This window comes from Mesorhizobium loti R88b, from assembly GCF_013170845.1.
Taxonomy (GTDB): Bacteria; Pseudomonadota; Alphaproteobacteria; order Rhizobiales; family Rhizobiaceae; genus Mesorhizobium; species Mesorhizobium loti_B.
The window spans coordinates 2,816,500-2,840,387 of record NZ_CP033367.1; the positions used below are offsets into that span (position 1 = coordinate 2,816,500).

Below are 23,888 nucleotides of genomic sequence, written 5' to 3' on the forward strand. Positions count from 1 at the left end.
TGGCAAAGACAACAATCTTCGCAACCAAATTGCGAGGCCAACTTTGTATGGTTGCGCCGACATCATCACCATCCGACGCGTAACCGAAAACGGAGGCCGCGAGGCCAGTCTGTGGAAAATCATGAGCGTTTCTGAAGCAGCATCGTCCGAGGCGATTGACGGCGGATCGGGTTCGGAGTTCCGGCGCGGGGTCATGTCGTGCGTGCCGGTTCTGCTCGGCACAACCCCCTATGCGCTGGTGCTGGGCGCGCAGGCGACGCAGAAAGGCCTGAGCGCCGTCGAGCTGCCACTCATGACGGGATTGAATTTCGCCGGCGGTTCGGAATTCGCGGCCATCCAGCTCTGGACATCGCCGCCGCACATCGCGCTCATCGTTGCCATCACCTTCCTGGTCAACAGCCGTCACTTCCTGATGGGGGCAGCCCTGGCGCCCTTCCTGGGGCATTTGCCGCAGCGCAAGGCATTCGCGGCCCTGTTCTTCCTGTGCGACGAAAGCTGGGCGCTCGGCCTGGCCGACGCCAAACAGCGCACCGAGGCCGGCATCACGCCGGCCTTCAGCCTGCGTTACTACATGGGCGCGGCCCTGGCGATGTACCTGGCCTGGGTGGGCTTCACGGCGGCGGGCGCGCTGCTTGGGCCGATGCTCGGCGATGTCCAGCACTACGGTTTCGACATGGCGTTTCCGGCTGTCTTCCTGGTGCTGATGCGCGGCATGTGGAAGGGGATGGCGGCGGCGCGGCCCTGGCTGGTCAGCCTGGTCGTTGCCGCCCTTGTCTATCTCTTCGTTCCCGGCGCCTGGTACGTCGCGGCGGGCGCGGTGTCGGGGCTGGCCTCGGCCTGGCTGATGGCAGGTGATGCATGATCGGCGCTGCAACCCTTCTCACCATCGTGCTGATGGCCGGCGTCACCTATCTGACGCGCATCGGCGGCTATGTCGTGCTGCGCAACCGCACGCTCAGCGCACGTGCCACGGCGGTGATGGAGGCAGCGCCCGGCTGCGTGCTGATCTCGGTCATCGCGCCGGCCTTCGTGTCGCGGAACCCTGCCGACCTTCTGGCGCTGGCCATCACCTTTGTCGCCGCGACGCGGTTGTCCATGCTGCCGACCGTCTTGATCGGGGTCGCTTCGGCGGGTCTGCTCAGGCACTTCATCAGATAGAACGAAAAAGGCAGGCGCGGGCGCCTGCCTTCGAGCTCAGATGGTTGGTTGTTTACGCAGCCGCAGCAACCTGCTGGCTGGCGGCTACGACCGCGTCGACCTTGGCGGTCGCCTTGGCGAGTGCTGCGGTCACCGCGTCCGGGCCCATGCCGACGCCTTCGATGCGGATGACGTCGACATCGGTCATGCCGAGGAAGCCGAGCACGCCGCGCAGATAGGGGACGGCGTGATCGAACTGAACGGCGGCACCTTCCGAATAGATGCCGCCCGAAGCCAGCACGATATAGACCTTCTTGCCGGTGACGAGGCCCTTGGGGCCGCCTTCGCCGTAGGCAAAGCTCTTGCCGGAGCGGGCGATGTGATCGACCCAGGACTTCAGCGTCGAGGAGATGTTGAAGTTGATGAAGCCGGTGGCCAGGATCACCGTGTCGGCGGCGAACAGCTCGTCGAGCACGACGTCGGAGACGCCGACCACCTCAGCCTGGCGCGGGGTGCGCGCTTCGGCAGGCGTGTAGATGCCGGTCGAATAATCAGCGTCGATATGCGGCAGCGGGTTAGCGACGAGGTCGCGCACGACAAGCGTGTTTGACGGATCGGCGGCGACGAGTTTTTCGGCGAATTCGGTTGCAATGCGGGTCGAGTGCGAGGCAGCGCCGCGCGGGCTCGACGTAACAAGAAGAATGGACATAGCGGGGCTCTCCAGTAGGGGATTGAATTGTCCCACCACATATGGGGCTATCGATCCATCAGATAAACTGGTATATTTTCGATACGATCCATCCACAAAATAGATACAATGATGCAACCCAACCCAACCCTCGACCAGCTTCAGATCCTTGTCGCCGTTGCCGATACCGGGAGTTTCTCGGCAGCCGGCCGCAAGCTCAACCGGGCGCAATCCGTCATCAGCTATGGCATTGCCAATCTCGAGGCGCAGCTTGGGCTGAAGCTGTTCGAGCGCGAGGGCACGCGCGAGCCGCAGCTGACCGAGATCGGCCGGGCGATGCTGGACGATGCGCGGCGCATGATCGGTGTGCTGCAGCGCATCCGCTCACGCGTCGACGGCCATCATCACGGGCTTGAGGCCGAAGTGGCGCTGTCGGTGGATGTGGCGTTGCCCTCGCCCGTGCTGGTGCAGGTGCTGAAGGCTTTCGAGGCGCAGTTTCCGACGGTTATGTTGCGCCTTCATATCGGCACGCTCGGCATCATCCCCGATCATGTTGTCAGCGGCCAGGCAGATCTTGGTATTGGCGGCCTGCTGGGCGACGTTGACGTCCATCTCGTGCGCATCGGCTTCATGTCGATCGTACCGGCCGCGGCGCCCACCCATCCGCTGGCGCTGCTGCCGAAACCGCTTGCGATCGAGGATGTGCGCGACCATACGCAGCTTGTCGTCACCGACCAGTCCGAGCGCACAAAGGGGCGCGACTACGGTGTCTTCGCCTATCGCACCTGGCGGCTGACGGACATGCGCACCAAGCATATTCTGATGCGCGAGGGGTTGGGCTGGGGCGGCCTGCCGCGCTGGCTGATAGCAGACGACCTGGCCAGCGGCCGGCTGGTCGAACTCGACCTCGAACCCTTCAGCGAGGTGAAGTCGCCGCTGTTTGCCATGCACCGCAACGACCGCAGCCCGAAGCCGGCCGCCGCCTGGTTGATCGACCAGTTCAAGCGCCAGCTCGGTTGCTTTAACGAGTTCGAGCCGGGCGAGGTGCCTGAGGAAGAGCCGGAGACAATCCGTCAATCAGCGCCATGAGCACAGCGCGATAATCTTCCGCTGACGCGCCAGCCTCGATGGCGAGTGCGGCGCGGTCGAAGGCGGAAGCAAGCAGCGCGGTCAGTGCTTGGGCCGGCAATCTCGTCATCCTATTGGCGCGCATCGCGGCGACCAGGCCCTCGCGCAGCGAACGGTTGCCGTGGCGGTTGTCGATCGCGTCCATGGCGGCGCGGCCGAGCACGGCCGGGCCGTCGAGCAGCAGCAGCCGCGTGCGGCCGGGGGCGCGCATGGCGTCGAGATAGGCGTCGGAGCCGGCGATGAGCCCATCGCCGGCTTCAAGCGAGGGTGGCGAAGCGCGTTCGATCTCGTCGGCCACGGCTTCAGCTTCCTGCTCGACCACGGCGGCAAACAGCGCCTGCTTGTCCGCAAAATGGTGATAGAGCGCACCGCGCGTGACGCCGGCGGCGGCAACGATCTCCGGCGTGCCGGTCTCGGCATAGGATTTTTCCGTGAACAGCTTTCGCGCCGCGGCGATCAGATCGGCACGCGTCGCCTGGGTGCGGTCGCGGTTGGAGCGCCGCGCGGATTCCTGTTGCATACATGCAGCCTGTATGTTAATTCGATCTACATGCAGACTGTATGTTAATTGATGGGGGAAGGAAAGATGAAGACCACGAGCTATTACCCGGTGCTGATGACCGGCGACGTCGCCGGCACGGCAGCCTTCTACATCAAGCATTTCGGCTTCCAGCCGCTGTTCGAGAGCGACTGGTACGTGCACCTGCAATCGGTCGACAACAAACGCGTCAATCTCGGCATCGTCCAGGGCGACCACGAAACAATCCCGGAAGAGGGGCGGGGGCGCACGTCGGGCCTGCTGATCAATTTCGAGGTCCGCGATCCCGACGCGGTCTATGAGCGGATCCTTGCCGCCGGCCTGCCAATCCTGCGGAAGCTGCGCGACGAGCCGTTTGGGCAGCGCCATTTTATCACCAGGGATCCCAATGGCGTACTCATCGACGTGATCAAGCCGATCCCGCCCAGCGAGGAGTTTTTGGCGCAATATGCGGAGGGGGCGGCGGGGACTTGATCGAATGGTCCTGGGGAAAAGATTCCTGCTGCTTCTCCACGCAGCCGGCGCTTCGCGTATCACGAAGTCGTGCAACATCAGCAATGGCTAACCTAGGGATAAGGTGATTGTCTGCCTTGTCTCAAGGGAAGGGGAAGTCATGTTTAGAGCAGTTTCTGTCGCAGGCCTTGCCGCCGTCATCGGTCTCTTCGCCGCCGGACTGGCGGATGCGAAAGGCGGTCACTCGATGCACACCGCGTCGCCATGTTCACCCGATTACAAACGGCTTTGCTCAACGACACCCATTGGCAAGGCTGCGTCGTGCCTCAGGAAGCACCTCAGCGAATTGAGCCCTGCCTGCAAGGCAAAATACTCCAAGTAATCGCTTCCGCGAAATCAGGTGGCACTTCGGTTGACCATGGATCTCAGCCGCGCGCCACCGGCGTCACCGTCACCTGGCTGACGCCGGTGCGGCGCACCACGGTGCACAGCGTCTCGCGGCCGATGCGTTCGGCGTCGAGCATGCGCACGAGGTCGTCGACGCCGGTGACCGGGCGGCCGTCTATTGCCGCGATGATGTCGCCTTCCTTCAGGCCTGCTTTGGCCGCCGGGCCGTCCTTCTCGACGCTGCGCAGCCGCACCGCCGTGCTGGTCGACACCTGCGACAACAAGGCGGCGCGGCGCGGCAGGTTCGTGGTGTCGGCGGAAATGCCGATGAAGGCACGGCGCACGCGGCCGAAGCGGATGATCTCCGAAATGACGAAATTGGCGGTGTTGGAGGCGACCGCGAAGGCAATGCCTTGGGCACCGTGGATCATGGCGGTATTGACGCCGATGACCTCGCCGACCGACGACACCAGCGGACCGCCGGAATTGCCGGGGTTGAGCGCTGCGTCGGTCTGGATGACGTCGTCGATCAGCCGGCCGGTCGAAGCGCGCATGGAACGGCCGAGTGCGGAGACGACTCCTGATGTGACCGTCCATTCGAAGCCGAGCGGGTTGCCGATGGCAATCGCGATCTGGCCGCGCCGCAGCCGCTTGGAATCGCCCAGCGGCGCCACATCGGCAAAGCTGCCGTCGGCGCGTACCAGCGCAATGTCGGTGTCGGGATCGCGGCCCAGCACGCGGCCCTCGCTGGAGGCACCGTCCGGCATCGAGACGCGCACCGTCTTGGCGTCGCCGACGACATGGAAATTGGTGACGACCAGCCCGTCCGGCGCAATCACGAAGCCGGAGCCATGGCCGCCCTGGCCGCCAATGCGCTCGATGCGGCAGACGGCGGGACCGATGCGGTCGACCGCATCCGCTACCGTCGTCGAATAGGCGTCGAGCAATGTATCGTCGGGTTCAAATTTGGCAGCGGCGAGGGCCATGGTCAGGCTCCGTGTTTTCAGGCGAAAGGATGACTTTTTTCTTGTGCGTGCCGTTATCCCAAAACCGCTGAGCACTTTTGGGCGGCACGCACTATATGTGCGGAGCGGCCGGAACCGCCGCGACCTGACCAGATGGCCAGTCAAACCAGCAACTAGCCGTCAGGCGAGTACCTCCGGACGCACTGCCGAGCGATATCTGGGGCATGCAAGAAACCCAGGAGACCAATATGAGCGATTTCAATCTGAGTGCGTTTTCGGAGGCTGTCGCCGATCTCGCAGCCAAGGCGGCGCCGGCAACGGCTGGTTTCGCCACCCATCATCACCGCACGGCGAGCGCCTTCCATTGGAGTGACGGCTATTTCGTCACCGCCGAGGAAGCTGTCGAGGCCGGCGAGGAGATCGAGCTGACGCTGGCTTCGGGCGAGACGGTGAAGGCCGAACTGGTTGGGCGCGATCCTTCGACCGGCGTTGCCTTGCTGAAGCCGGCCACTGCCGTCAACGCCGCGCCGCTGGCCAAGGCCGACGCGGTGCGGCCCGGCAACATTGCCATCGCCGTCGGCAGCAGCCAGGGCTCGGCACTGGCCGTATCGGGTTCGGTCGGTGAAGTCGGCCCGGCCTGGCGCTCGATGCGCGGCGGCACGATCGACCGGCGCATCAATCTGGCCGTCGGCGCCGGTGGCCGTTTCGAGGGCGGCCCGGTGCTCGACGCCAAGGGGGCGCTGATCGGCATGCTGTTGTTCGGGCCGCGTGGCCGGGCGCTAGTCATGCCTTACGAGACGATCGAACGCGCGGTGGCGACACTGCGCGAAAAGGGCCATGTTGCGCGTGGCTATCTCGGTGCCGGCCTGCATCCGGTGCGTGACCGCGACGCGCATGGCGCGATGGTGATGAGCCTCGACGACAACGGTCCGGCCAAGGCTGCCGGCCTGTCGCTGGGCGACATCATCGTGGCGTGGAATGGTGAAGCCGTGCATGGTCCGCGCGACCTGATCCGCAGGCTTGGACCGGATAGCGCCGGTGTTTCGGTGACGCTTGGCGTGGTGCGCGGCGGCGAACAGCGCGATGTCGCGCTGACCGTTGGCGAAAAGCCGCTGAGCTGAGAGGGCTGATGGAAAGCGATACGCTGACAAGACCTGACGCGGCTGGGCCTGATATGGTTGGCCCGGACGTGGCGGGCGGCGAGCGCCGGTTCGTGGTGCTGATCGCGCTGCGCGATGCCGCGCGCGCCGAGCGCTTGTCAGCTTCGCTTGCCATGGCGCACGATCTGCTTCCGGTCATGGCCGGCGGCGGGGTAGCCGATGTCGCGGTCATCGATGATACCGTTGCCAACAGCGCGGCCTGGGTCGATCGGGTGAGGGCTGGCCATACGCCGCCCCCACAGGTGCTGCTGTCGGCGCGCGCCATCCGGCCGGAAGGCCAGGTGTTTGCGGTGCTGCCGGTCAGCGCGAATGCAACTCTGATAGCGGCTGCCGTCAGGTTGGCGGCGGCCGGCTACCGGGTGTCCGGCGACAGGCGTTCGACGCCGGATCGCCATGATGATTTCGATAGCGGAGCCAACAGAGTTGGAAACGAAGGCGGGCTGTTCGGCGAGGAATCGCTCGACGATGGTGTTGCCCCCCGCCCGTCGCTGTCGCCACGCGAGGCCGAAGTGCTGGCGCTGCTGGCCGAAGGCGCGCCCAACAAGGTGATCGCGCGGCGGCTCAACATTTCCGTGCACACGGCGAAATTCCACGTCGCCGCGATCCTGATCAAGCTGGGGGCCGCCAACCGCACGGATGCCATTGCCATTGCGATGCGGCAGGGGCTGGTGCTGGTCTGATATTGATCACACCGCCGCTTCGATGTCGGTCAGTCGGAAGTCATCACCCTTGAACAGCAGCGGCATGGCTTCGAGCCTTGCCGTGGCGTAGGCGATACAGTCGCCGAAGTTCAGCGCCGCCGGATGTCGGCCCTTGCCGTAACGCAGAAACGCCTGGCGGGCGACAGCTGCGTGGTCGGCGGTGAAGGCGATTGTCTCTATCGACGCAGTGCGTAGAAACGCATCCAATTCTTCCATCATATCGGATCGATGCAGTCCCGTGAGGACCATCGTTGTTTCAACGAGGTTGGGTGCCGGAATTCTGCGTATTTCGGCACGATCTATGGCGGAGAGGTAGATGTCGCGATCGGCCTCGGATCGCAGGATCGCAACGATTGCCGATGAATCAATGATCATCGGTTCGGAATGCCCAGCTCATCGTATCCGAGAATCTCATCATCCGTCATGTCGGAGATGCGTGGGATGCGACCCGCTCGGTCAGAAATTTCCCTAAGCTTTGTTAGTAAATCAGAGTCTTTTGGTCTCGGCACCAGCCGTTCGCGCGCGACCTCGCGCTCGAGGCTCTGGCGGATCGCCTCCGTCACGGACACGCGGCGGCGCCGGGCGAGTTCTCGCGCCAGTTCTTCGACTTCCGTGTTCTTGATCGAGAGTGCCATTCTACATTCTACCTGTTTGTATAGAATATATACCTGACGGCCGTTTTCGCCAACAGATTTCGGGCACCGGTTCGACCAGCCTCCCCAGCGTCACCATGGCTTCCCTTGGCAAGCTCTTGTATCCGGCGGCGGCGCGGGCAAGGATTGTCTGGAGAAACAATTCACGCGGAGGAAAAATGTCGCTCAAGGGAAAGACGCTGTTCATCTCCGGCGGGTCGCGCGGCATCGGGCTGGCGATCGCGCTGCGGGCCGCGCGCGACGGCGCCAATGTGACGATCGCCGCCAAGACCGCCGAGCCGCATCCGAAGCTGCCGGGCACGATCTACACCGCCGCCGAAGAGATCGAGCAGGCGGGCGGCAAGGCGCTGCCCATGTTGTGCGATATTCGCGACGAGGCGCAGGTCGCCGAGGCTGTTTCAAAGACGGTCGAAAAATTCGGCGGCATCGACATCTGCGTCAACAATGCCAGCGCCATCCAGCTCACCGGCACGCTGGAGACCGACATGAAGCGTTACGATCTGATGCATCAGATCAACACGCGCGGCACCTTCCTGGTGTCCAAAATGTGCATTCCGCACCTGAAGTTGGCTAAGAATCCTCACATCCTGAATCTGGCGCCGCCGCTCGACATGAAGGCCAAGTGGTTCAAGAACCATGTTGCCTACACCATGGCCAAGTTCGGCATGTCGATGTGCACGCTGGGCATGAGTGCCGAGTTTGCCAAAGACGGCATCGCGGTCAATTCGCTGTGGCCGATCTCGACCATCGATACGGCCGCGGTGCGCAATCTGCTGGGGGGAGCAACGGTTGTGGCGATGAGCCGGTCGCCCGATATCATGGCCGACGCCGCGCATGCCATTTTCATGCGGCCGTCGCGCGAAGCATCAGGCAATTTCTACATCGACGAGGAGGTGCTGCGCGCCGAGGGCGTCAGCGACTTTTCGGTCTATTCACCAGGCGCCACCGGGCCGTTGGCCGGCGACTTCTTCGTCCCGGACGAGGTGTTTGCGCGGACGGATAGCAAGATCAAGAATATTTACTGACGGGAAGACGGGGGCTGCTTCACACCTCGTCCTTCTTGCCTTTGCTCAGCCCCATGAGCCGGTCGATATAGGCCAGCATCAGCGCCGAGACGACGAAGGCGAGGTGGATGATGGTCAGCCACATCAGCTGTTCGTTGGTGTAGGAGGACGAGTTCAGGAACACCTGCAACAGGTGGATGGACGAGATGGCGACGATGGTCGAGGCGACCTTGACCTTCAGCGAACCGACATCAATCGTGCCAAGCCAATGGACGCCACCATCCTGGTCGTCGAAACGGCTGACGAAGTTTTCGTAGCCCGAGATGATGACCATCACGACCAGCGAAGCAACCAGTGCGGCGTCGATCAGGCCAAGCATCTTCAGGATGGTGTCGGTGTCACCGAGCGTGAAGGCCACGGCGACGAACTCGTAGAGCTTCTTGCCGAACGATAGCGCATAGACCGCCAATGCCAGGGCCAAGCCGATATAAAAGACGACGAGCAGCCAGCGCGAGGCGAGGATGATCGATTCGATGGCGAGTTCGAGACGCTTCATGGCTGGTTCCGCTTGGTTCTCTTGTCGGTGTCGGGCCGTATTTCGGCCAGCTTACCTCGGTTTGCAAGACAAATTGATGGACAGGTTCGCCGTCCCCAAGGCGACGCCGAACAGCTTTATCTCGGTGTTTTTGACGCAGTCCCCGCGAAAAAAGATTTCACACTTTTCATGGAATTGCCCTTAGCAAAAAAAACCCGCCGGCGAGGGCCGGCGGGGCTCAATGCATCCCGCTGGAGTCGGGATGGGGCAGGGAACGCCCAGACCAGAATCTGGGGTGTGAAAGCCCGTGATTCAATGAGCCGGCTCTAATGCCCGTACAATTCTTGTTGAGCCAGGGCATGCTTCCCATCCCGGTTGACCGGGATGGGGTTGTTTGCCGACCTAATTCCAGAAGCCACTGCAAGCTACTGGAAAATCAGGTCAATTGTTGCTGGCGACGGGTGCCACCAGCGAGGTGATGCGGCGGATGGCAACGCGCCGGTTCTCGCGGTTGGGTGCCGATGTGTTCACCTTCAGATACTCCTCGCCATAGCCCTGTGTCGTCAGGTTCTCCGGCGGGATGCCGAAGGCGTTGGTGAGCGCCTCGGCCACCGATTCGGCACGGCGATCCGACAAGGCCAGGTTGGCCTCCGGCGTGCCGACCGCATCGGTATGACCTTCGATCAGGAAGGTTTCCGCCGGGTTCTTCTTCAACAGCTTCTCCATGGCGTTGGCGACGCCCTCGAGCTTCTGCACCTCGGTGTCGGAGATCGAGGCCGAACCGAATTCGAAGTTCAGCGTGTCGAGGTCGACGCGGCGTGCGATGTCGCGCACGCGGGCCGAGCGCTTGACCTCGTCGATCGAATACAGACGCTGGACCTTCTCCACCGGCGGCTGTTCGAGGAAGGTGTAGTAGTCATCCGGGCTCTCGACGTCCTCGGAATCGAGGATGTATTGCCGGCGCGGAATGGTCAGCCGCATCGGCGGCAGGTCGTCGCCGGGATCGCGCCAGTCGCCCTCATCCTGATAGTCCTGCTCGTCGACATAGCTCAGCACATATTCGCGGCCATCGGGCGTGATGCGTGAACGCTGAATGACATCGCCATAGCGATTGCGGATGGTGACGATCTGGACGCCATTGCCGCGCTCGACGGTTTCGCGGGTGCGGTTCTGCGGCAGATCCTCATAATAGACATCCTTGGCGCCGCGATTCATGCGCGTGCCGTCATTGCTCTGGACGATCGTCTGGCCGCCGAGCTGGATGATGACGCGGTCGCCGATCTCCTTGAGCACGTCGACGCCCTTGGGGCGGCGGCGATCACGGATGTTCTCGTCGGGCGCGCGGTCGAGACGCTTGCCTTTTTCTTCCGTCACGGGGACGAATTTTTCAGGCTTTAGCTGTTGCTGGGCGGCCTTGTCGTCGGCGGGCGGTGGACCCTGGTCGACAGGAGCGACGACCGGCTTGCCGGCCTTATCGCCGCCTTGCTGGGCGTTCTGGCCACCATTCTGGTCACCGCCATTCTGCTGGCCGTTCTTGTCGCCATGCTTGCGGCCGCCACCTTTGCGCTCGGCATCCTTCTGGCTGTCGAGGATAGGGGCAGCATTCGGATCGGTGGGCGCCTCGCCTTGCACCGGGGTTTCACCTTGGACAGGTGCTGCCTTGTTGCCATTGGCCGGCTGTTCGCCGGTAGCCGGCTTCTGGCCATTGGCGGGCTTCTCGCCATTGGCAGGCTGTTCACCTGTCGCGGGCTGCTTGCCTGTCTGCGGCTGTTCGCCATTGGCGGGTTGCTCGCCATTCGCGGGCTGTTCACCCACCGGCTTCTTGCCGTGCTTCTTTGTCTTGTCCTGGGGCTGTTCGCCCTGGACCGCCGGCTGTTCGCCGGCAGGAGCCGCCTCGACCTTGGGCGTCGTTCCTTCGCCAGCGGGCGCTTCCTTCGGCGTTGGGGCAGCTTCCGGTGTTACGGCCGGTGCCTCCTTCTGCTGGTCCTGCTTGTGTTTCTTGCCGGGCTTGACCTGCTGGTTGTCGTTGGCGGGCTCGGCCTGGTTGGCGGGCGCCTGCCCGGCAGGGGCTTCGGTCTGCTGCTGGTCGCGCTTCTTCTTGCGCGGCTGCTGTTCGCCGGTTGCGGGAGCGACCTCGCCAGCGGGCGCCTGTTCGGTCTGCTGCTGCTGGTCGCGCTTCTTCTTGCGCGGCTGCTGCTGGTCGGTTGCGGGAGCGGCTTCGCCTGCAGGTGCCAGCTCGATCTGCTGTTGCTGCTGATCGCGCTTCTTCTTGCGCGGCTGCTGCTGGTCGGTTGCGGGAGCAGCCTCGCCGGCGGGTGCCTGCTCGGTTTGCTGCTGCTGATCGCGCTTTTTCCTGCGCGGCTGCTGCTCGTCGGTTGCGGGAGCGGCTTCGCCCGCTGGCGCCTGCTCCGTTTGCTGCTGTTGGTTGTGTTTCTTGCGCGGCTGCTGCTCGCCTTGCGCAGGTTGCTCGGCAGGCGCCTGTTCGGTCTGCTGCTGCTGATCACGCTTCTTGCGCGGCTGCTGCTCACCTTGTGCCGGTTGCTCCGCCTGGGCGGGCTGCTCCTGCTTTCTCTTCCCTTGCTTCTGCGCGCAGGCTTCGGCCGATTCGCCCTCGGCGCAAGCGGCTTGCGCCAAAATGAACGGGGCTGACGTGCGCTGGGCCAGGCCGAATGCGGCATTGCCTTGCAGCGGGTACGCGCCCAACGGCGCGGATGCCATCAACAGGCCAAGTGCGGTGCCTGCCAGAATCCGTGGTTGGCGTTTCATCGAAAACTCTCCTTGTGGGGTCCCATCCTTGCCGAAACCGATCTTGGAGCGATTGGTTCCAGTATGGCCCACTTATACACCGTACGGGGCGATTGGCCGGCCTTTTGAAGGCAACTTCGTGTCTTTCGGCCGGGTTGCGGCCGCATTTCAACCGTTGCGGCGCTTGACCTCGGCGCGTGCCGGGGCCACATCCCCAAAATGGAAGCGCCGTTCTGGAAAACAAAGACGCTGGAGGCGATGAGCCCGGCAGAGTGGGAATCGCTGTGCGACGGCTGCGGCAAATGCTGCTTGTCGAAGCTCGAGGACGAGGATACCGGCGAGATCTACTGGACCAGCGTCGGTTGCCGGCTGTTCGACGCGCAGAGCTGCCGCTGTTCGGACTACGCCAACCGGCTGGCGCGCGTTCCCGATTGCGTCGGCCTGACACCGCAGAATGTGCGCACCATCAGCTGGCTGCCCAGCACCTGCGGCTACCGGCTGGTGGCCGAGGGCCGCGACCTTTATTGGTGGCACCGGCTGGTGTCGGGCAGCGCCGAGACCGTGCACGAGGCCGGCATTTCGATCCGCGGCCGGGTCAAGGCCAGCGAGACCGAGCTGGCCGAGCCTGAAGATTATTTTGACTATATGCTCGATGAGGAGCCATAGGGCCCGCGCCGGGACGATGAGCTCGTGCCCGCGGGGCGCGCGGGAGCCAGAGACCGGGCAGGGCGTTTGGGGACATATTTTGAAGGCTGGCGCAGATTTCACGCCACATGAACCGCAGATGAACGGCAAGTTCGTAAACAGTTCAGACAGGCCAGTGCATTGTCACTGCATCGATTTCACGAGGACGGGCGCGAGCCTGCAATAAGGAGAGAGAACCATGTTCAATACGATCAAGACAGTAGCCCTTTCGGCGCTGGTCGGCCTCGGCACGCTGGCGGCCATGCCCGCCCATGCCGACAACCTCTATCTCGGCTTCGGCAACAACAACGACCCGCGCGTCGGCGTCTATGTCGGCGAGGACGGCTATCGCCATCGCCGCGACGAGCGCCGTGACGATGACCGTCGTGACGGCTGGCGCCGCGGCTGCTCGCCGGACCGCGCCCTCGACAAGGCAGAGCGCATGGGCCTGCACCGTGCCCGCATCGTCGATGTCAACCGCCGTACGGTTAAGGTGATGGGACGCCAGGACGGCGACCGCGTCGTCATCGTGTTCGCCAATGAGCGCGGCTGCCCGGTAATCTATCGCTAAGGCTTTCGGCATAACCCTCTGCGAGGGTTAGCCTGTGCCGGGGCTGCTCTTCTTTGAAGAGCAGCCTGGGACATGACCCCCAAATGGGTCAGTCCGGAGACACGACCTTCTGCGAAGCTCGGTCTGTGGTAGCTGAGACCCCCGTACCTCTGGACGGGCGCGGCTCAAACAAAACCCCGCGGGAGCGATCCCGCGGGGTTTTTCATGCGCAGCAGTTGTCGTTGGGTGGTGATGCGTGCCGGGCAAGTCCCGACCACGCATCATCCGAGTGGCCTACTTCAGTTCGAACGTCACAGTAACCTGCACATTGTAGGCGTTCTCGCCGGCTTGCGTAGGCACTGCCGCACCGGCGGCCGCGTCGAAGGCCTTGGCGTTGATCGCCATCGGCGGCGGCGCGATGTTCTGGTCGGAAATCTCCAGCACCCGGCCGATGGTCACGCCGGCGGCTTCCGCAAGCGTCTTGGCCTTGGCCACGGCATTGGCCACCGCCTTCTTGCGCGCCTCGGTGATCGTGGCGTCCGGGTTGTCGTTGGTGAAGGAAATGCCGCCGCCCTGATTGACGCCGAGCGAGACAGCCTTGTCGAGGATCTCACCTGTTTTGTCGATGTCGCGCACACGCACCGCAAGCGTGTTTGTCACCTGGTAGGCGACAAGCTCGGCATCCTGGCTGCCATCGGGCTTGTTGGTGTAGTTGTAGCGCGGGTTGATCTGGATGCCTGCCGTCTGCAGGTCGCGATCCTTGATACCGGCCGCCTTCATCGCCGCGATCACGGCGGCCATGGCGTCGTTGTTGGCGTCGAGTGCCGCGCGAGCCGTCTTGGCCTCGCGCATCACGCTGAGCGACAGCAATGCAAGGTCCGGCGGCGTGGTTGCTTCGCCTTCACCCGTAACAACGATGCGGGGCGGCGTCGGCAAATCGGCGGCTCCAGCCATCGCCGGAAAAGCGATTGCAGCGGCGAGCGCGAGGGGCAAAAGATGTCTGGTCATGAAAATCTCCTTGGTCTGCGATCAGGTCGCAGGCGTCGCGTAGGGCGCGATTATGGGTTGATTTGGGCGATCTGTGAAAGCCCGCCGGGAAAGCCTTGTGCCGCGAGGCGAAAAACATTAATCCAGCCCGCGTGGGGCCTGTAGCTCAATGGTTAGAGCCGGCGGCTCATAACCGCTTGGTTGGGGGTTCGAGTCCCTCCGGGCCCACCAGATTATTACATATCAATATTTTACGCCTAATTCCTCGAGTTTGAATTGGACGTCATCGGGTAAGCCTATGGCTTCGGCGGAAAATGGTTTTGGGCCTGTTCGTCAATTTTCTGGTAACTCCGGTCCCCTCGGTCCGGTCCGAAAGGACAACCTTCTGAAGCCCACGCCTAGATAACCGTTTCTCCGCCATCGATAACCAGAATCTGGCCCGTCATGTACGAGGACCGGTCGGATACGAGAAACAGCACGGACTCGGCGATTTCCTCGACGCTTGCCCAACGACCAAGCGGCACTTTTTCGCGGATGTAGGCTTCGATGGCTTCCCGGCCTCCCATCTGGGCGATGAAAGGGCCATTGAACGGCGTGTCGACCCAACCGGGGCAAAGCGCGTTGACGCGAATGCCAAAGCGGCCATAGTCGCCCGCCATCTGCCTCGTCATCGCGATCACCGCGTGCTTGGTCGTCGTATAGGCGATCATCTCGCGGTCGTAGAGCACTCCGGAGCTCGACGACGTGTTGAGGATGACCCCGCGACCTGCCTCTTTCATGAACGGCATGACGATGCGGGCGCCCAGAAAGTGAGCCCGCACGTTGAGCGTCCAGGATGCGTCGAAGCCTTTGACACTCACAGCAAGCAGGTCACCCTCGACCTGTGCGCCGGCATGATTGTGGAGGATGTCGATCCTGCCTTGCGTGTGGATGAAATCGTGAAAGCCGGCTTCAAGCGCCTGATCGTCGGTCAGGTCGAACACAAGCGCCTTTGCCCGGCCACCGGCAGCAAGAATCTTTTCGACGGTCGCGTTTGCGCCGTCAGCGCTGCGGTCCGCCACACCAACCACCGCACCCTCGCGCGCGATGATCAGCGCTGCCGCCCTGCCGATGCCCGATCCTGCCCCGGTGACGATCGCGGTCCTGTTCTTCAGGATCATCTTTCAGCCCCCTTTCTCGCCAGCCCGTAATCCTGCATCATCAGGCGGACGAGCCTCGCCCGCTTGGATGCGCGCCGATCAATCTCTGGGGAAAAAACAGGCATGTACGAGTTCGGCCCCTTCAAGTTCGAGTCGAAGCAGGATTTTTTCGACAAGGCAATCCGTTTCTGGAATCCCGACAAGACCAGGTTCTGGCAGAAAGCCGGGATCGATCTGGTGATCGGCAGGCGTGAAGGCTATTTCCTCTACGACATGTCGGGCCGCCGCCTGATCGACCTGCACCTCAATGGCGGCACCTACAATCTCGGTCACCGCAATCCGGAGCTGGTCGAGACGCTGAAGAGCGCGCTCGACTATTTCGATATCGGCAACCACTGGTTCCCCTCCGTGGCGCGAACGGCGCTGGCCGAATCCCTCGTCAATGTCTCGCCCGGAATGAAATACGCGATCTTCGCGCCGGGCGGCGCCGAGGCGGTGGACATCGCCATCAAGAGCGCTCGCTATGCCACCAAGCGGCGCAAGATCGTGTCGATCATCAAGGGGTATCACGGGCATTCGGGGCTCGCGGTGGCGACTGGCGACGAGCGCTTCACCAAGATCTTTCTTTCCGACCAGCCGGACACGTTCATCCAGGTTCCGTTCAACGATATCGACGCCATGGAGCAGGCGCTGAAGGGCGAAGACGTCGCGGCGCTGATCATGGAGACGATCCCCGCCACGTACGGCTTCCCAATGCCGAAGGACGGCTATCTCAGCGCCTGCAAGGCGCTGTGCGAAAAGCATGGCGCGATGTACATCGCCGACGAGGTTCAGACCGGGCTCATGCGCACGGGCAGCATGTGGGGCTGGCAGGCCTATGGCGTCCAGCCGGACATCATGGTGACGGCAAAGGGCCTGTCCGGCGGGCTCTATCCGATCAGCGCGACGCTGGTGAACGACAGGGCCGGCGGCTGGCTCAACGAGGACGGGGCGGCCCACATCTCGACCACCGGCGGGGCCGAACTCGGCTGTGTCGTTGCTCACAAGGTCATCGAGATGCTGCAGCGACCCGAGCTGGTGGCCAATGTCGGCACCGTGACCGAATTCATGGCGCAGGCCATGCGTGAGATGCAGGCTCGTCACGGCGACATCTTCACCGGGGTGCGCCAGAAGGGCGTGATCCTCGGCCTGGAGTTCAGCAACCACAGGGAAGGCGCCGTCTTCGTGTCACGCGCACTCTACGAGCAGGGCGTCTGGGCGATCTTCTCGTCGCTCGACAAGCGGGTGCTGCAATGGAAGCCCGGCGTTCTTCTCGATCACGAAACCTGCCGGGACATCATGGATCGCTTCGATGCGGCAATGCCGCGCGCCCGCGAGTTGCTGCATCAGGCAGGCAAAGCGAGTTGACATGTCCCGAACCTGGTTGAAACTGCCAGGCGTCCAACTCGGGCTGGACTCTGGACTTGCCGGGATCTCGCAGGTTCCGCAAGAAGACAAGGGCACAGGGATGGGGCAGGGCGGACAGTGACGGATTTCGACGCGCTCACCCATGATCAGCAGCTCGGCATCCTGCAGGAGACGGCGGAGGCGGCGATCGCCAACTACGATCTGCCGGCGGATGTTTCCGTCGCGATGATCAACCTGTCGGAGAACGCGACTTACAAGATTGCAGCTCGCGACGGCAGGCGCTGGGCGCTGCGCATCCATCGCGACGGCTACCATTCAAGGACGGCCATCCAGTCCGAACTGGCCTGGCTGACCGATTTGCGCCAGACCGGGATTGTGCTCACCCCCGTGCCGGTGGCGGGCAAGGACGGCGAGCACATCCAGCGTGTCGGCCATGCCAGGCTGGCGCAACCCCGCAATGTCGTGCTGTCGCAATGGGAGACCGGTTCGGAGCCGGGCATAGGCGAAGCGCTCGCCGAACCTTTCGAGGTGCTTGGCGAGGTGACGGCCCGCATGCACATCCACGCCCGGCAATGGAAGCGCCCATCCTGGTTCAGCCGCCATGTGTGGGATTTCGAGACAAGCCTCGGCGAGGAAAACCCCCATTGGGGACGCTGGCGTGACGGGATGGGCGTCGACGCCGCGAAAGCCAAACTCTTTGGCCGCACCGCGGACCTGATCGGCCGCAGGCTCGACGCCTTCGGCAAGGGCCATGACCGATTCGGCCTCATCCATTGCGACCTGCGGCTCGCCAACCTGCTGATCGACGGCAAGACGGTGAAGGTCATCGACTTCGACGATTGCGGCTTCGGCTGGTATATGTACGACGCGGCGACGCCCATCTCTTTCTACGAGCACGAGCCGCAGGCTGCTGATCTTATCCACTCGTGGACGACCGGCTATCGCCGCGTGCTTGACCTGCCCAAGGCGGATGAGGACGAGATCCCGACCTTCGTAATGCTGCGCCGCCTGCTCCTGGTTGCGTGGATCGGCTCACATGCGGAGACGGACCTCGCCAAGTCGATGGGCTTGCCCTACACCGAGGGAACCGTCGGGCTGTGCGAGGCCTATCTACGCAAGTTTTCCTAGACGGTCGCTATCATCATGCCAGTGCTTCCAGGCTCTCGGGCAGGATCTGGCCGCCGTCGACGATGATCGTCTGCCCGGTCACGTAGCCGGCTTCCTTCGACGCAAAGTAGAGTGCGGCGTAGCCGATGTCCTCCACGGTTCCGAGCCGCTTGAGCGGGACAGAGGCGGCCATGGTCTTCTGATAGTCTTCGCCCAGGCCGGCAAGCCCCTCGGTGATGATGTTGCCCGGCATGACGGCGTTGACGGTGATGCCGTATTTCGCCAGCTCGATGCAGGCCGTGCGCATGAAGCCGAGTTGCCCGGCCTTGGTGGCGCCGTAGTGCGACCAGCCGGGAAAACCGGTGACCGGGCCGGTGATCGACGAGGTCAGCACGATGCGGCCCTGGTCGGATGTCTTGAGGTAGGGAACCGCCGCCTTGACCGCGTGGAAGGTGCCCTTGAGGTTGGTGTCGACAACCTCGTCCCATTGGTCCGAGGTCATGTCTTCGAGCCGCGCCTGCGGGAAAATCCCGGCATTGGCGCACAACACGTCGATGCCACCGTTTCTCGCGGCCACTGTAGCAAACGCGCTCTCGATGCTGGCGAGTGAGGTGACGTCGCCCACCACGCCAAAGGCGCCGTGGCCGATCGCGGCGGCCGCGGCTTCAGCCTGATCGATATGGCGCCCAATGATAGCGACCTTGGCGCCCGAGAGCGCGAACACCCCCGCTATGCCCTTGCCGATGCCTTTCGATCCGCCGGTAACGACGACGGACCGACCCTTCAAAGACTGGGTCATGATTTGAAGCTCCAAAATGAGACGGGGACAGAGTGATACTCTGTCCCCGTTACCGAAAAGGATTCCAGGGCGATGGACGCCCTAGCCTTCGTTCACCATGTGACCGATGTTCTGGTACGCCTGGGGGTTGGCGGACTTCAGCACGAAGCCCCAGATCAGGCCGACGATAAGGATCGCAAGCCCGACATAGGGAATGCTCCTGGCGAAGCCATTGGTGCCGCCGAGCGTCGCGAGATTGGCCACCAGCGTGTAGACGAGGACAAGCTGGACAACCAGCGAGATCAACGGCGCAATGACGGTCGTCAGCACGCCGCCGCCGCCGTTCTTCTTGAACCACATGTAGATCGCCAGCGAGACAACGGCCTGCAGCACCAGCAGGAGTCCCGTGCCAAGCACCGCAAAAAGCGTATAGACACCAAGCCAAGCCTGTCCCGACGGATCGTCGAAGCCGTAGCCCAGACCGTAGAGCAGGACCCATACCGCCGCCAGCACCGATTGCAGGGCCGAGGCCTTGTGGGGGCTCTTGTGGTGGTCATGCGTCTCCGCGATCACCTGGGGCAGGACGCCTTCGCGTGCCAGCGAGTACAAATAGCGGGAAGCGGTGTTGTGGAAGGCCATGCCGCAGGCGAAGGAACTGGTCAGGATTAGAAGCGACATCAGCTGGTAGCCCCAGCCGCCGACAAAACTCTGAACCGGTGTCAGGAAGAAGTTCACCCCGTCGGAGAATGCCTTGGCCACCATGTCGGCCTCGGTGGGATAGGCCGCCACCGCGCACCAGCTGACGAAGGTGTAGAACAGGCCAAGGCCAATGACCGAAATCAGCAGCGACTGCGGAATGATGCGCTTCGGATCGCGGGATTCCTCGGCATAGTTCGGCGCCATCTCGAAGCCGACCCACGACCAGAACGCCATGAAGATGCCGACGGCCGCGGCGCCCGCGGGTATGGCTACGGTTCCGACTGTTTGCTCGGCGACAGGCGTGAACACCTTGAACACATTCAACGAATCGCCGGAAAAGTTCGTCCCGCCATGGGCGAAAAGCACACCCAGCGAGAAGATCACCAGCATGATCACTTCAAGAATGAGGGCGATCCCGAGCAGCCGTGCCGACACCTTCACGTCGCGATAGGCGAGTGCCGCGATGACCACGATCATGGCGAGCGCCAGCACGATCCACGGTACGTTGATGCCGAAATGCTGGGAGATCCAAAGATTGCCGAAAAATGCGAACAGCCCGGTGAGCGAGGCCTCGAAGAGAGAGTAGCAGGCGAGCGAGCCTATGCCCGCCGACATGCCGACCTCACGGCCGAGCCCCTGGCTGATGAAGGAGTAGAAGCCGCCGACGGACGATACGCGCGATGCCATCGCCGCATAGCCGACCGAGAAGATGGTCAGCACGATCGTGGCCATCAGGAAGGCGGCCGGCGTGTACTTGCCGATGCCGTAGCCTGCCGCGAACGGTACATTGCCCAGCATCGCCGACATTGGCGCCGCGCCGGTGACGGCCAGGAAGAGCACTCCCGCGAGCCCCACGGCCTTGGAGTGCAAAAGATTGATGCTGTTACTCTTCGAGACGTCGATCGTCCCGCGTGCAGTTTCTATGGCCATGAAGCCCTCTCCATTCGTGACAGCTGTATTTGGTCCCCGCACGTGGCGGCCGATGTGTCCCGGCCTGCGAGTGCAGCCATGACACTACGGACGTAGCGTCATTTTGCCAAGGCCATGATTTTGCATAGCTCGACGCTCGACATCACGTGGCAGTAGATCATGTTGATGATTTCGAGCTCCTTGCGATGAAGCTCCTCGGTCGCCGCCGCGCAGCAATCCTCGAGTACGATGACAGCGTAGCTCTCATCCGCCAGGCTGCGCACCGTCGAGGACACGCACTGGTCCGTGAAGATGCCGCAGCAGATGACATTCCTGATGCCGAGATTGTGAAGGATCAGGCGCAGATTCGTCCCAGTCAGCGCGGAATCGGTGGTCTTGGTCACGACGATTTCGTCGCCGGCCGGCTGAAGCTCGGCAACGATCTGCGACGGCGGGTCGTTCTTTGGCAGCAGCAGATTGTTCCAGCCCGGCATTTTCTGGGACAGCGAGCGATCGCGCCCGTCCCTGGTGTGGCAGGCGATGCGGGCAAAAAGGCATTCGATACCATTTTGTCGTGCCAGCTCCAGCAATCTTGCCGTGTTCGGTATGACCGTGCCGTGCATGCGCTCGTGGAACGGCGTCCACAGATCGTAGCGGTGCTGTTCCTGCGCAGAAAGCGAGGCGCGATCCGGCCGTTCCAGGTAGGTGTTCTGAACGTCGATGACCAGGATGGCCGTTTGCGCCGGCACCAGCACCGGATCATCCGGCTCGGGCGCGCCGAGGTAATAGAGCGAACGGAATCCGGTTTTCCAGTCCATGCGGTCCTTTCAGAAGCGGAAGGTGAAAAGGCCGCGCGCCGCATAGGTCTCGGCGGCCTCCTCGATGAAACGGGCGATGCGTTCGGCCTGGTAGGTGTCGCGCATCGTGGCGGCGGCCTCGAGCAATTCTTCCTTGGACTTGGCGCGGCCTGGGCGCAGCAGTTCGTAGACCTGCATGATGAAATCCTGCGGCACCTCGACCAGCTCCGCCCCGCGCTCGAAATTGAGGGCGAGAGTCGGCCGGCCGACATCGCGCGCCACGTCGGCCTGGGCCTGCAGCGCTTGCGGCGTGATGCGAAGGTCTTCCATGGTCACGTCGCCGGCAAGCACCGCATCCAGCGTGATCTCCGGAAGCGCCTTGCCGTGCTTGCCGGTCACGGCGCCGGGCTGGGTTTCGGCGAGCGGATAGTCGGCGCGCGTATGGGTCACGATTTCGCTCCCGTCAGGGTGATGTCGACCTCTTCGGGAGCGGCACCGGCCTCGATCAGCCCGGTTTCTATGGCGTAGATGAGGGCGACGCGGGCGTGGTAGCGCGACCCCATGGCCTCGCCACGCTGCGGCACCACGATGGGCTCCGGCATTTCGCCCAGCGCATAGGCCGCGGCATTGGCGCCGAGCGCACGATAGTGCTCGAGCCTGGTGATCGGCGCATTGGAAAACAGTTCGAGATTGTTGTGCGGCTGGCGGTCGCGCTGATGGATGACGGCCGTGCCCTTGGCCTGGATGCCGATGCCGATGCCGCTGCCGGCAAGCCTGGCGGCGGACAGACCGAGGAAGGAGGTATCGGCCGTATGGCGAAAGCGAACGACGCGCGCCTTGAGCCCACGCGCGCGGATCGCATCCAGCATCGCGCCAAGCACTTCGGAAAGCCGATGTCCGGCCGTCGTCCGGTAGAGCTTCAAGCCGAAGGCCGGACTGATGCCGATGACGACATCGTCCTTCGCCGATCCGTTGGCTGCCGGCCCAAGGTTGCGATAGCGGATGTGCCTTGCTTCGTCCTTCTCGTGCAGGGCTTCCGAGCGCAGCACTTCCTTCTGATCCAGCACGTCGCGGATATCGTTGAGCTGCAGGCGCCGTTCTTCGGACACACGATAGCCGGAGCCGGGGCCGAGATAGTCGTTCGGATCGTTCACCGCGCTGACGATCCGCCCGTTGCGGATCATGGCCGAGGTCTGGAGATAGTCGCCCGAAAGGCGCAGCTTCACCACGTTCAGCAGATTCTCGGCCTCTTCGCGGAAACCGCGGTTGGCCAGCGCCTTGACCACATCGATCACAGTGATGCCGCGCTCCTTGATGGCCTCGCTGATGAACGACACGTCGCGCGGCATCAAGCTGCGCGTATCGTCGGAGCCGGAGGCGTAAACCACGCTGGTCTTCATGTCCTCGGTAGGCGTCGACAGGCCGAGCTCCTCGAACACGGCGGCGATCGCCTCCACCGCCCGCTCGCGCAGCTCGATCGCGCGTGACTCGGGCAGTGGCGTCAACCCGCCATCGGCCTCGAAATCGCGCTGCAGCACCAGATAGTCTTCCAATTCCTCGCCGTTGATCAGCGACGGGTTGAACGAATTGTCGTATTTCAGGATCGATCCCATTCCCGAACAGATCAGGTCCGAGCCGGCGATCAGATAGGGAAGGATCTTGGCGCCGACACGAATTTCGGATTCGGTGGAGCGCGCGTCATTGCCGGACGCGCATTCGAGATCGAGCCAGACGGCGATGAGGTTCTCGGCCATCAGCTCGCGAACGCCACCCGGTATCGTCGCGGTCAAGGGCGCTCCGTCAATGCCGCCATTTTGCGTGCCCTGCACGCCCATGCCACGCTGCAGGCAGAGGCAGCGCGCTTCCAGGTAAAGCAGCGATTTTGCTTCATGGAAGCCCATCAGCAATTCGGAGCCGGCACCCGATGTGCAGCGCATCTTGACGCCGCGCGAGGCATAAGCGGCGGCCAGAAATGCCTTGGACCACGGCGTGTCGTCGCCATCGGTGAACGATTTCTCGGTGCCGTAGACGGAAACGGTTTCGGCGTAGGAGGTAAAGCCTGCCATGGCGATGCGCAGCTCCTCCGCTTCCTCGCTGGAGCACTGGAACAGCGTCCCCCAGCGGCCGACCGCGCCGCCCACCGCACACGCCACCGCGTTGGACCAGGCGTTGCGTGATACGCGCATCGTCGTTTCGATCTCGTCGAAGCCAAAGGCGACGGCGGTTGCGGCATCGGCGGCGAGCTGGAGCGGGTCGTCCTTGGCGTTGGTGACATGCGCCTGGTTGCCCGGCGTCTTGCGTGCCCGCATTTTCGAATAGGCGAAGGCGATCTCCAGCGCGTTGAGCTGCGCCACCACCTCGGCAAGTTTCGCGGGTGTCATGCCGTGCGCGAGCCGCACCAGCGTTTCGCGCGGCACATTCATGTCGACCAGCCAGCGTGCGACGGTCGCCGAGTCCAAAGCCATCGCTTCAGGCGCCACCTCCGGGTCGATGTGGTGGCGGGCAATGAAGCGGTCGATCATGTCGTAGTCGTGTTCGAGCACGCCGTCGAGGGACACAACGCGCCCGCCCTTGATGCCGATGCCGGGTTTGGGATCGGCCGGGCTGGAGAAGGCGGAGAAGCCGTTGGCCGGGTCTTCCGCCGCGAACTTGTCCAGCCGCAACGGCCGCTCGTCCCAGTCGGCGAAGCGCTTCCAGCGGTTCAGTTTCGGCGTCATGCGTGCATTTCCCAGCCTAA

25 protein-coding genes and 1 tRNA gene are annotated in these 23,888 nt (G+C 63.3%); 12 read left to right on the forward strand and 14 right to left on the reverse strand.

What is annotated here, in order from left to right; genetic code table 11:
• Nucleotides 1-121 precede the first annotated feature (121 nt).
• Nucleotides 122-862 (forward strand): AzlC family ABC transporter permease, encoded by a 741-nt coding sequence (locus EB235_RS13660; protein WP_027030459.1) that lies wholly within the window; start codon nt 122-124, stop codon nt 860-862.
• Complete coding sequence (locus EB235_RS13665) at nt 859-1,158, forward strand: AzlD family protein (RefSeq protein WP_027030458.1); 300 nt, start codon at nt 859-861, stop codon at nt 1,156-1,158. Before EB235_RS13660 ends, EB235_RS13665 begins: the two co-directional genes overlap by 4 nt.
• Nucleotides 1,159-1,210: 52 nt before the next feature.
• On the opposite strand, the gene EB235_RS13670 is transcribed toward EB235_RS13665, so the two are convergent.
• The gene (locus tag EB235_RS13670; RefSeq protein WP_027030457.1) at nt 1,211-1,846 is read right to left on the reverse strand and encodes an FMN-dependent NADH-azoreductase; all 636 of its coding nucleotides are present in this window, start codon (nt 1,844-1,846) and stop codon (nt 1,211-1,213) included.
• Nucleotides 1,847-1,957: 111 nt separating this feature from the next.
• Here EB235_RS13670 and EB235_RS13675 point away from each other — a divergent pair, with 111 nt between their 5' ends.
• Nucleotides 1,958-2,914 carry a LysR family transcriptional regulator gene (locus EB235_RS13675; protein WP_027030456.1) on the forward strand — a complete coding sequence of 319 codons (957 nt, stop codon included), beginning with the start codon at nt 1,958-1,960 and terminating at the stop codon, nt 2,912-2,914.
• On the opposite strand, the gene EB235_RS13680 is transcribed toward EB235_RS13675, so the two are convergent.
• Nucleotides 2,847-3,473: a TetR/AcrR family transcriptional regulator gene (locus EB235_RS13680; RefSeq protein ID WP_027030455.1), complete on the reverse strand. Its 627-nt coding sequence runs from the start codon at nt 3,471-3,473 to the stop codon at nt 2,847-2,849. The two genes, EB235_RS13675 and EB235_RS13680, sit on opposite strands and share 68 nt — an antisense overlap.
• A 66-nt stretch (nt 3,474-3,539) precedes the next feature.
• Between EB235_RS13680 and EB235_RS13685 the strand changes: the two genes are divergently transcribed.
• Entirely contained in the window at nt 3,540-3,965 is a 426-nt protein-coding gene (locus EB235_RS13685) for a VOC family protein (protein ID WP_027030454.1), read from the forward strand.
• Between the two features lie 404 nt (nt 3,966-4,369).
• Here EB235_RS13685 and EB235_RS13690 read toward each other — a convergent pair whose 3' ends face one another.
• Complete coding sequence (locus EB235_RS13690) at nt 4,370-5,317, reverse strand: S1C family serine protease (protein ID WP_027030453.1); 948 nt, start codon at nt 5,315-5,317, stop codon at nt 4,370-4,372.
• A 227-nt stretch (nt 5,318-5,544) separates the two neighbouring features.
• Here EB235_RS13690 and EB235_RS13695 point away from each other — a divergent pair, with 227 nt between their 5' ends.
• Entirely contained in the window at nt 5,545-6,417 is an 873-nt protein-coding gene (locus EB235_RS13695; RefSeq protein WP_027030452.1) for a S1C family serine protease, read from the forward strand.
• Nucleotides 6,418-6,470: 53 nt separating this feature from the next.
• Nucleotides 6,471-7,136, forward strand: a complete 666-nt coding sequence (locus EB235_RS13700; protein ID WP_027030451.1) for a helix-turn-helix transcriptional regulator — start codon at nt 6,471-6,473, stop codon at nt 7,134-7,136.
• 6 nt (nt 7,137-7,142) lie between these two features.
• Here EB235_RS13700 and EB235_RS13705 read toward each other — a convergent pair whose 3' ends face one another.
• Nucleotides 7,143-7,532, reverse strand: a complete 390-nt coding sequence (locus tag EB235_RS13705) for a type II toxin-antitoxin system VapC family toxin (protein WP_027030450.1) — start codon at nt 7,530-7,532, stop codon at nt 7,143-7,145.
• Entirely contained in the window at nt 7,529-7,792 is a 264-nt protein-coding gene (locus tag EB235_RS13710; RefSeq protein ID WP_027030449.1) for a type II toxin-antitoxin system VapB family antitoxin, read from the reverse strand. The genes EB235_RS13705 and EB235_RS13710 overlap by 4 nt, the downstream gene beginning before the upstream one ends.
• A 176-nt stretch (nt 7,793-7,968) precedes the next feature.
• Between EB235_RS13710 and EB235_RS13715 the strand changes: the two genes are divergently transcribed.
• Nucleotides 7,969-8,835, forward strand: coding sequence for an SDR family oxidoreductase (locus EB235_RS13715; RefSeq protein ID WP_027030448.1), 867 nt, complete (start codon nt 7,969-7,971; stop codon nt 8,833-8,835).
• A 19-nt stretch (nt 8,836-8,854) separates the two neighbouring features.
• On the opposite strand, the gene EB235_RS13720 is transcribed toward EB235_RS13715, so the two are convergent.
• Complete coding sequence (locus EB235_RS13720) at nt 8,855-9,370, reverse strand: TIGR00645 family protein (protein WP_032925503.1); 516 nt, start codon at nt 9,368-9,370, stop codon at nt 8,855-8,857.
• A gap of 420 nt (nt 9,371-9,790) precedes the next feature.
• Complete coding sequence (locus EB235_RS13725) at nt 9,791-12,115, reverse strand: OmpA family protein (protein WP_027030447.1); 2,325 nt, start codon at nt 12,113-12,115, stop codon at nt 9,791-9,793.
• Nucleotides 12,116-12,313: 198 nt separating this feature from the next.
• Between EB235_RS13725 and EB235_RS13730 the strand changes: the two genes are divergently transcribed.
• Both EB235_RS13730 and EB235_RS13735 read left to right on the forward strand, forming a co-directional pair.
• Nucleotides 12,314-12,760, forward strand: a complete 447-nt coding sequence (locus EB235_RS13730; RefSeq protein ID WP_027030446.1) for a YcgN family cysteine cluster protein — start codon at nt 12,314-12,316, stop codon at nt 12,758-12,760.
• Between the two features lie 217 nt (nt 12,761-12,977).
• Nucleotides 12,978-13,349, forward strand: a complete 372-nt coding sequence (locus tag EB235_RS13735) for a hypothetical protein (RefSeq protein ID WP_027030445.1) — start codon at nt 12,978-12,980, stop codon at nt 13,347-13,349.
• A 273-nt stretch (nt 13,350-13,622) separates the two neighbouring features.
• Here the strand turns inward: EB235_RS13735 and EB235_RS13740 are convergent, their stop codons facing one another.
• Nucleotides 13,623-14,336: an SIMPL domain-containing protein gene (locus tag EB235_RS13740; RefSeq protein ID WP_027030444.1), complete on the reverse strand. Its 714-nt coding sequence runs from the start codon at nt 14,334-14,336 to the stop codon at nt 13,623-13,625.
• Between the two features lie 134 nt (nt 14,337-14,470).
• On the opposite strand from EB235_RS13740, the gene EB235_RS13745 reads away from it, so the two are divergent.
• A tRNA-Ile gene (locus EB235_RS13745) sits at nt 14,471-14,546 on the forward strand.
• 167 nt (nt 14,547-14,713) lie between these two features.
• Here the strand turns inward: EB235_RS13745 and EB235_RS13750 are convergent.
• Nucleotides 14,714-15,475 (reverse strand): SDR family NAD(P)-dependent oxidoreductase, encoded by a 762-nt coding sequence (locus tag EB235_RS13750; protein ID WP_027030443.1) that lies wholly within the window; start codon nt 15,473-15,475, stop codon nt 14,714-14,716.
• Between the two features lie 102 nt (nt 15,476-15,577).
• On the opposite strand from EB235_RS13750, the gene EB235_RS13755 reads away from it, so the two are divergent.
• Both EB235_RS13755 and EB235_RS13760 read left to right on the forward strand, forming a co-directional pair.
• Nucleotides 15,578-16,861: an aspartate aminotransferase family protein gene (locus EB235_RS13755; RefSeq protein WP_027030442.1), complete on the forward strand. Its 1,284-nt coding sequence runs from the start codon at nt 15,578-15,580 to the stop codon at nt 16,859-16,861.
• 117 nt (nt 16,862-16,978) lie between these two features.
• Nucleotides 16,979-17,989, forward strand: coding sequence for a phosphotransferase enzyme family protein (locus EB235_RS13760; RefSeq protein ID WP_027030441.1), 1,011 nt, complete (start codon nt 16,979-16,981; stop codon nt 17,987-17,989).
• A 13-nt stretch (nt 17,990-18,002) separates the two neighbouring features.
• Here EB235_RS13760 and fabG read toward each other — a convergent pair whose 3' ends face one another.
• The 5 genes from fabG to EB235_RS13785 all read right to left on the reverse strand — a co-directional run bounded on the left by fabG (nt 18,003) and on the right by EB235_RS13785 (nt 23,868).
• Nucleotides 18,003-18,767 carry a 3-oxoacyl-ACP reductase FabG gene (gene fabG / locus EB235_RS13765; RefSeq protein ID WP_027030440.1) on the reverse strand — a complete coding sequence of 255 codons (765 nt, stop codon included), beginning with the start codon at nt 18,765-18,767 and terminating at the stop codon, nt 18,003-18,005.
• 81 nt (nt 18,768-18,848) lie between these two features.
• The gene (locus EB235_RS13770) at nt 18,849-20,375 is read right to left on the reverse strand and encodes an APC family permease (protein WP_051429651.1); all 1,527 of its coding nucleotides are present in this window, start codon (nt 20,373-20,375) and stop codon (nt 18,849-18,851) included.
• 98 nt (nt 20,376-20,473) lie between these two features.
• On the reverse strand, nt 20,474-21,172 hold the full coding sequence (locus tag EB235_RS13775) for a cysteine hydrolase family protein (RefSeq protein ID WP_027030438.1): 699 nt from the start codon (nt 21,170-21,172) through the stop codon (nt 20,474-20,476).
• Between the two features lie 9 nt (nt 21,173-21,181).
• Nucleotides 21,182-21,601, reverse strand: coding sequence for a diol dehydratase small subunit (locus tag EB235_RS13780; protein ID WP_027030437.1), 420 nt, complete (start codon nt 21,599-21,601; stop codon nt 21,182-21,184).
• Nucleotides 21,598-23,868 carry a propanediol/glycerol family dehydratase large subunit gene (locus EB235_RS13785; RefSeq protein WP_027030436.1) on the reverse strand — a complete coding sequence of 757 codons (2,271 nt, stop codon included), beginning with the start codon at nt 23,866-23,868 and terminating at the stop codon, nt 21,598-21,600. Before EB235_RS13785 ends, EB235_RS13780 begins: the two co-directional genes overlap by 4 nt.
• Nucleotides 23,869-23,888: the final 20 nt, after the last annotated feature.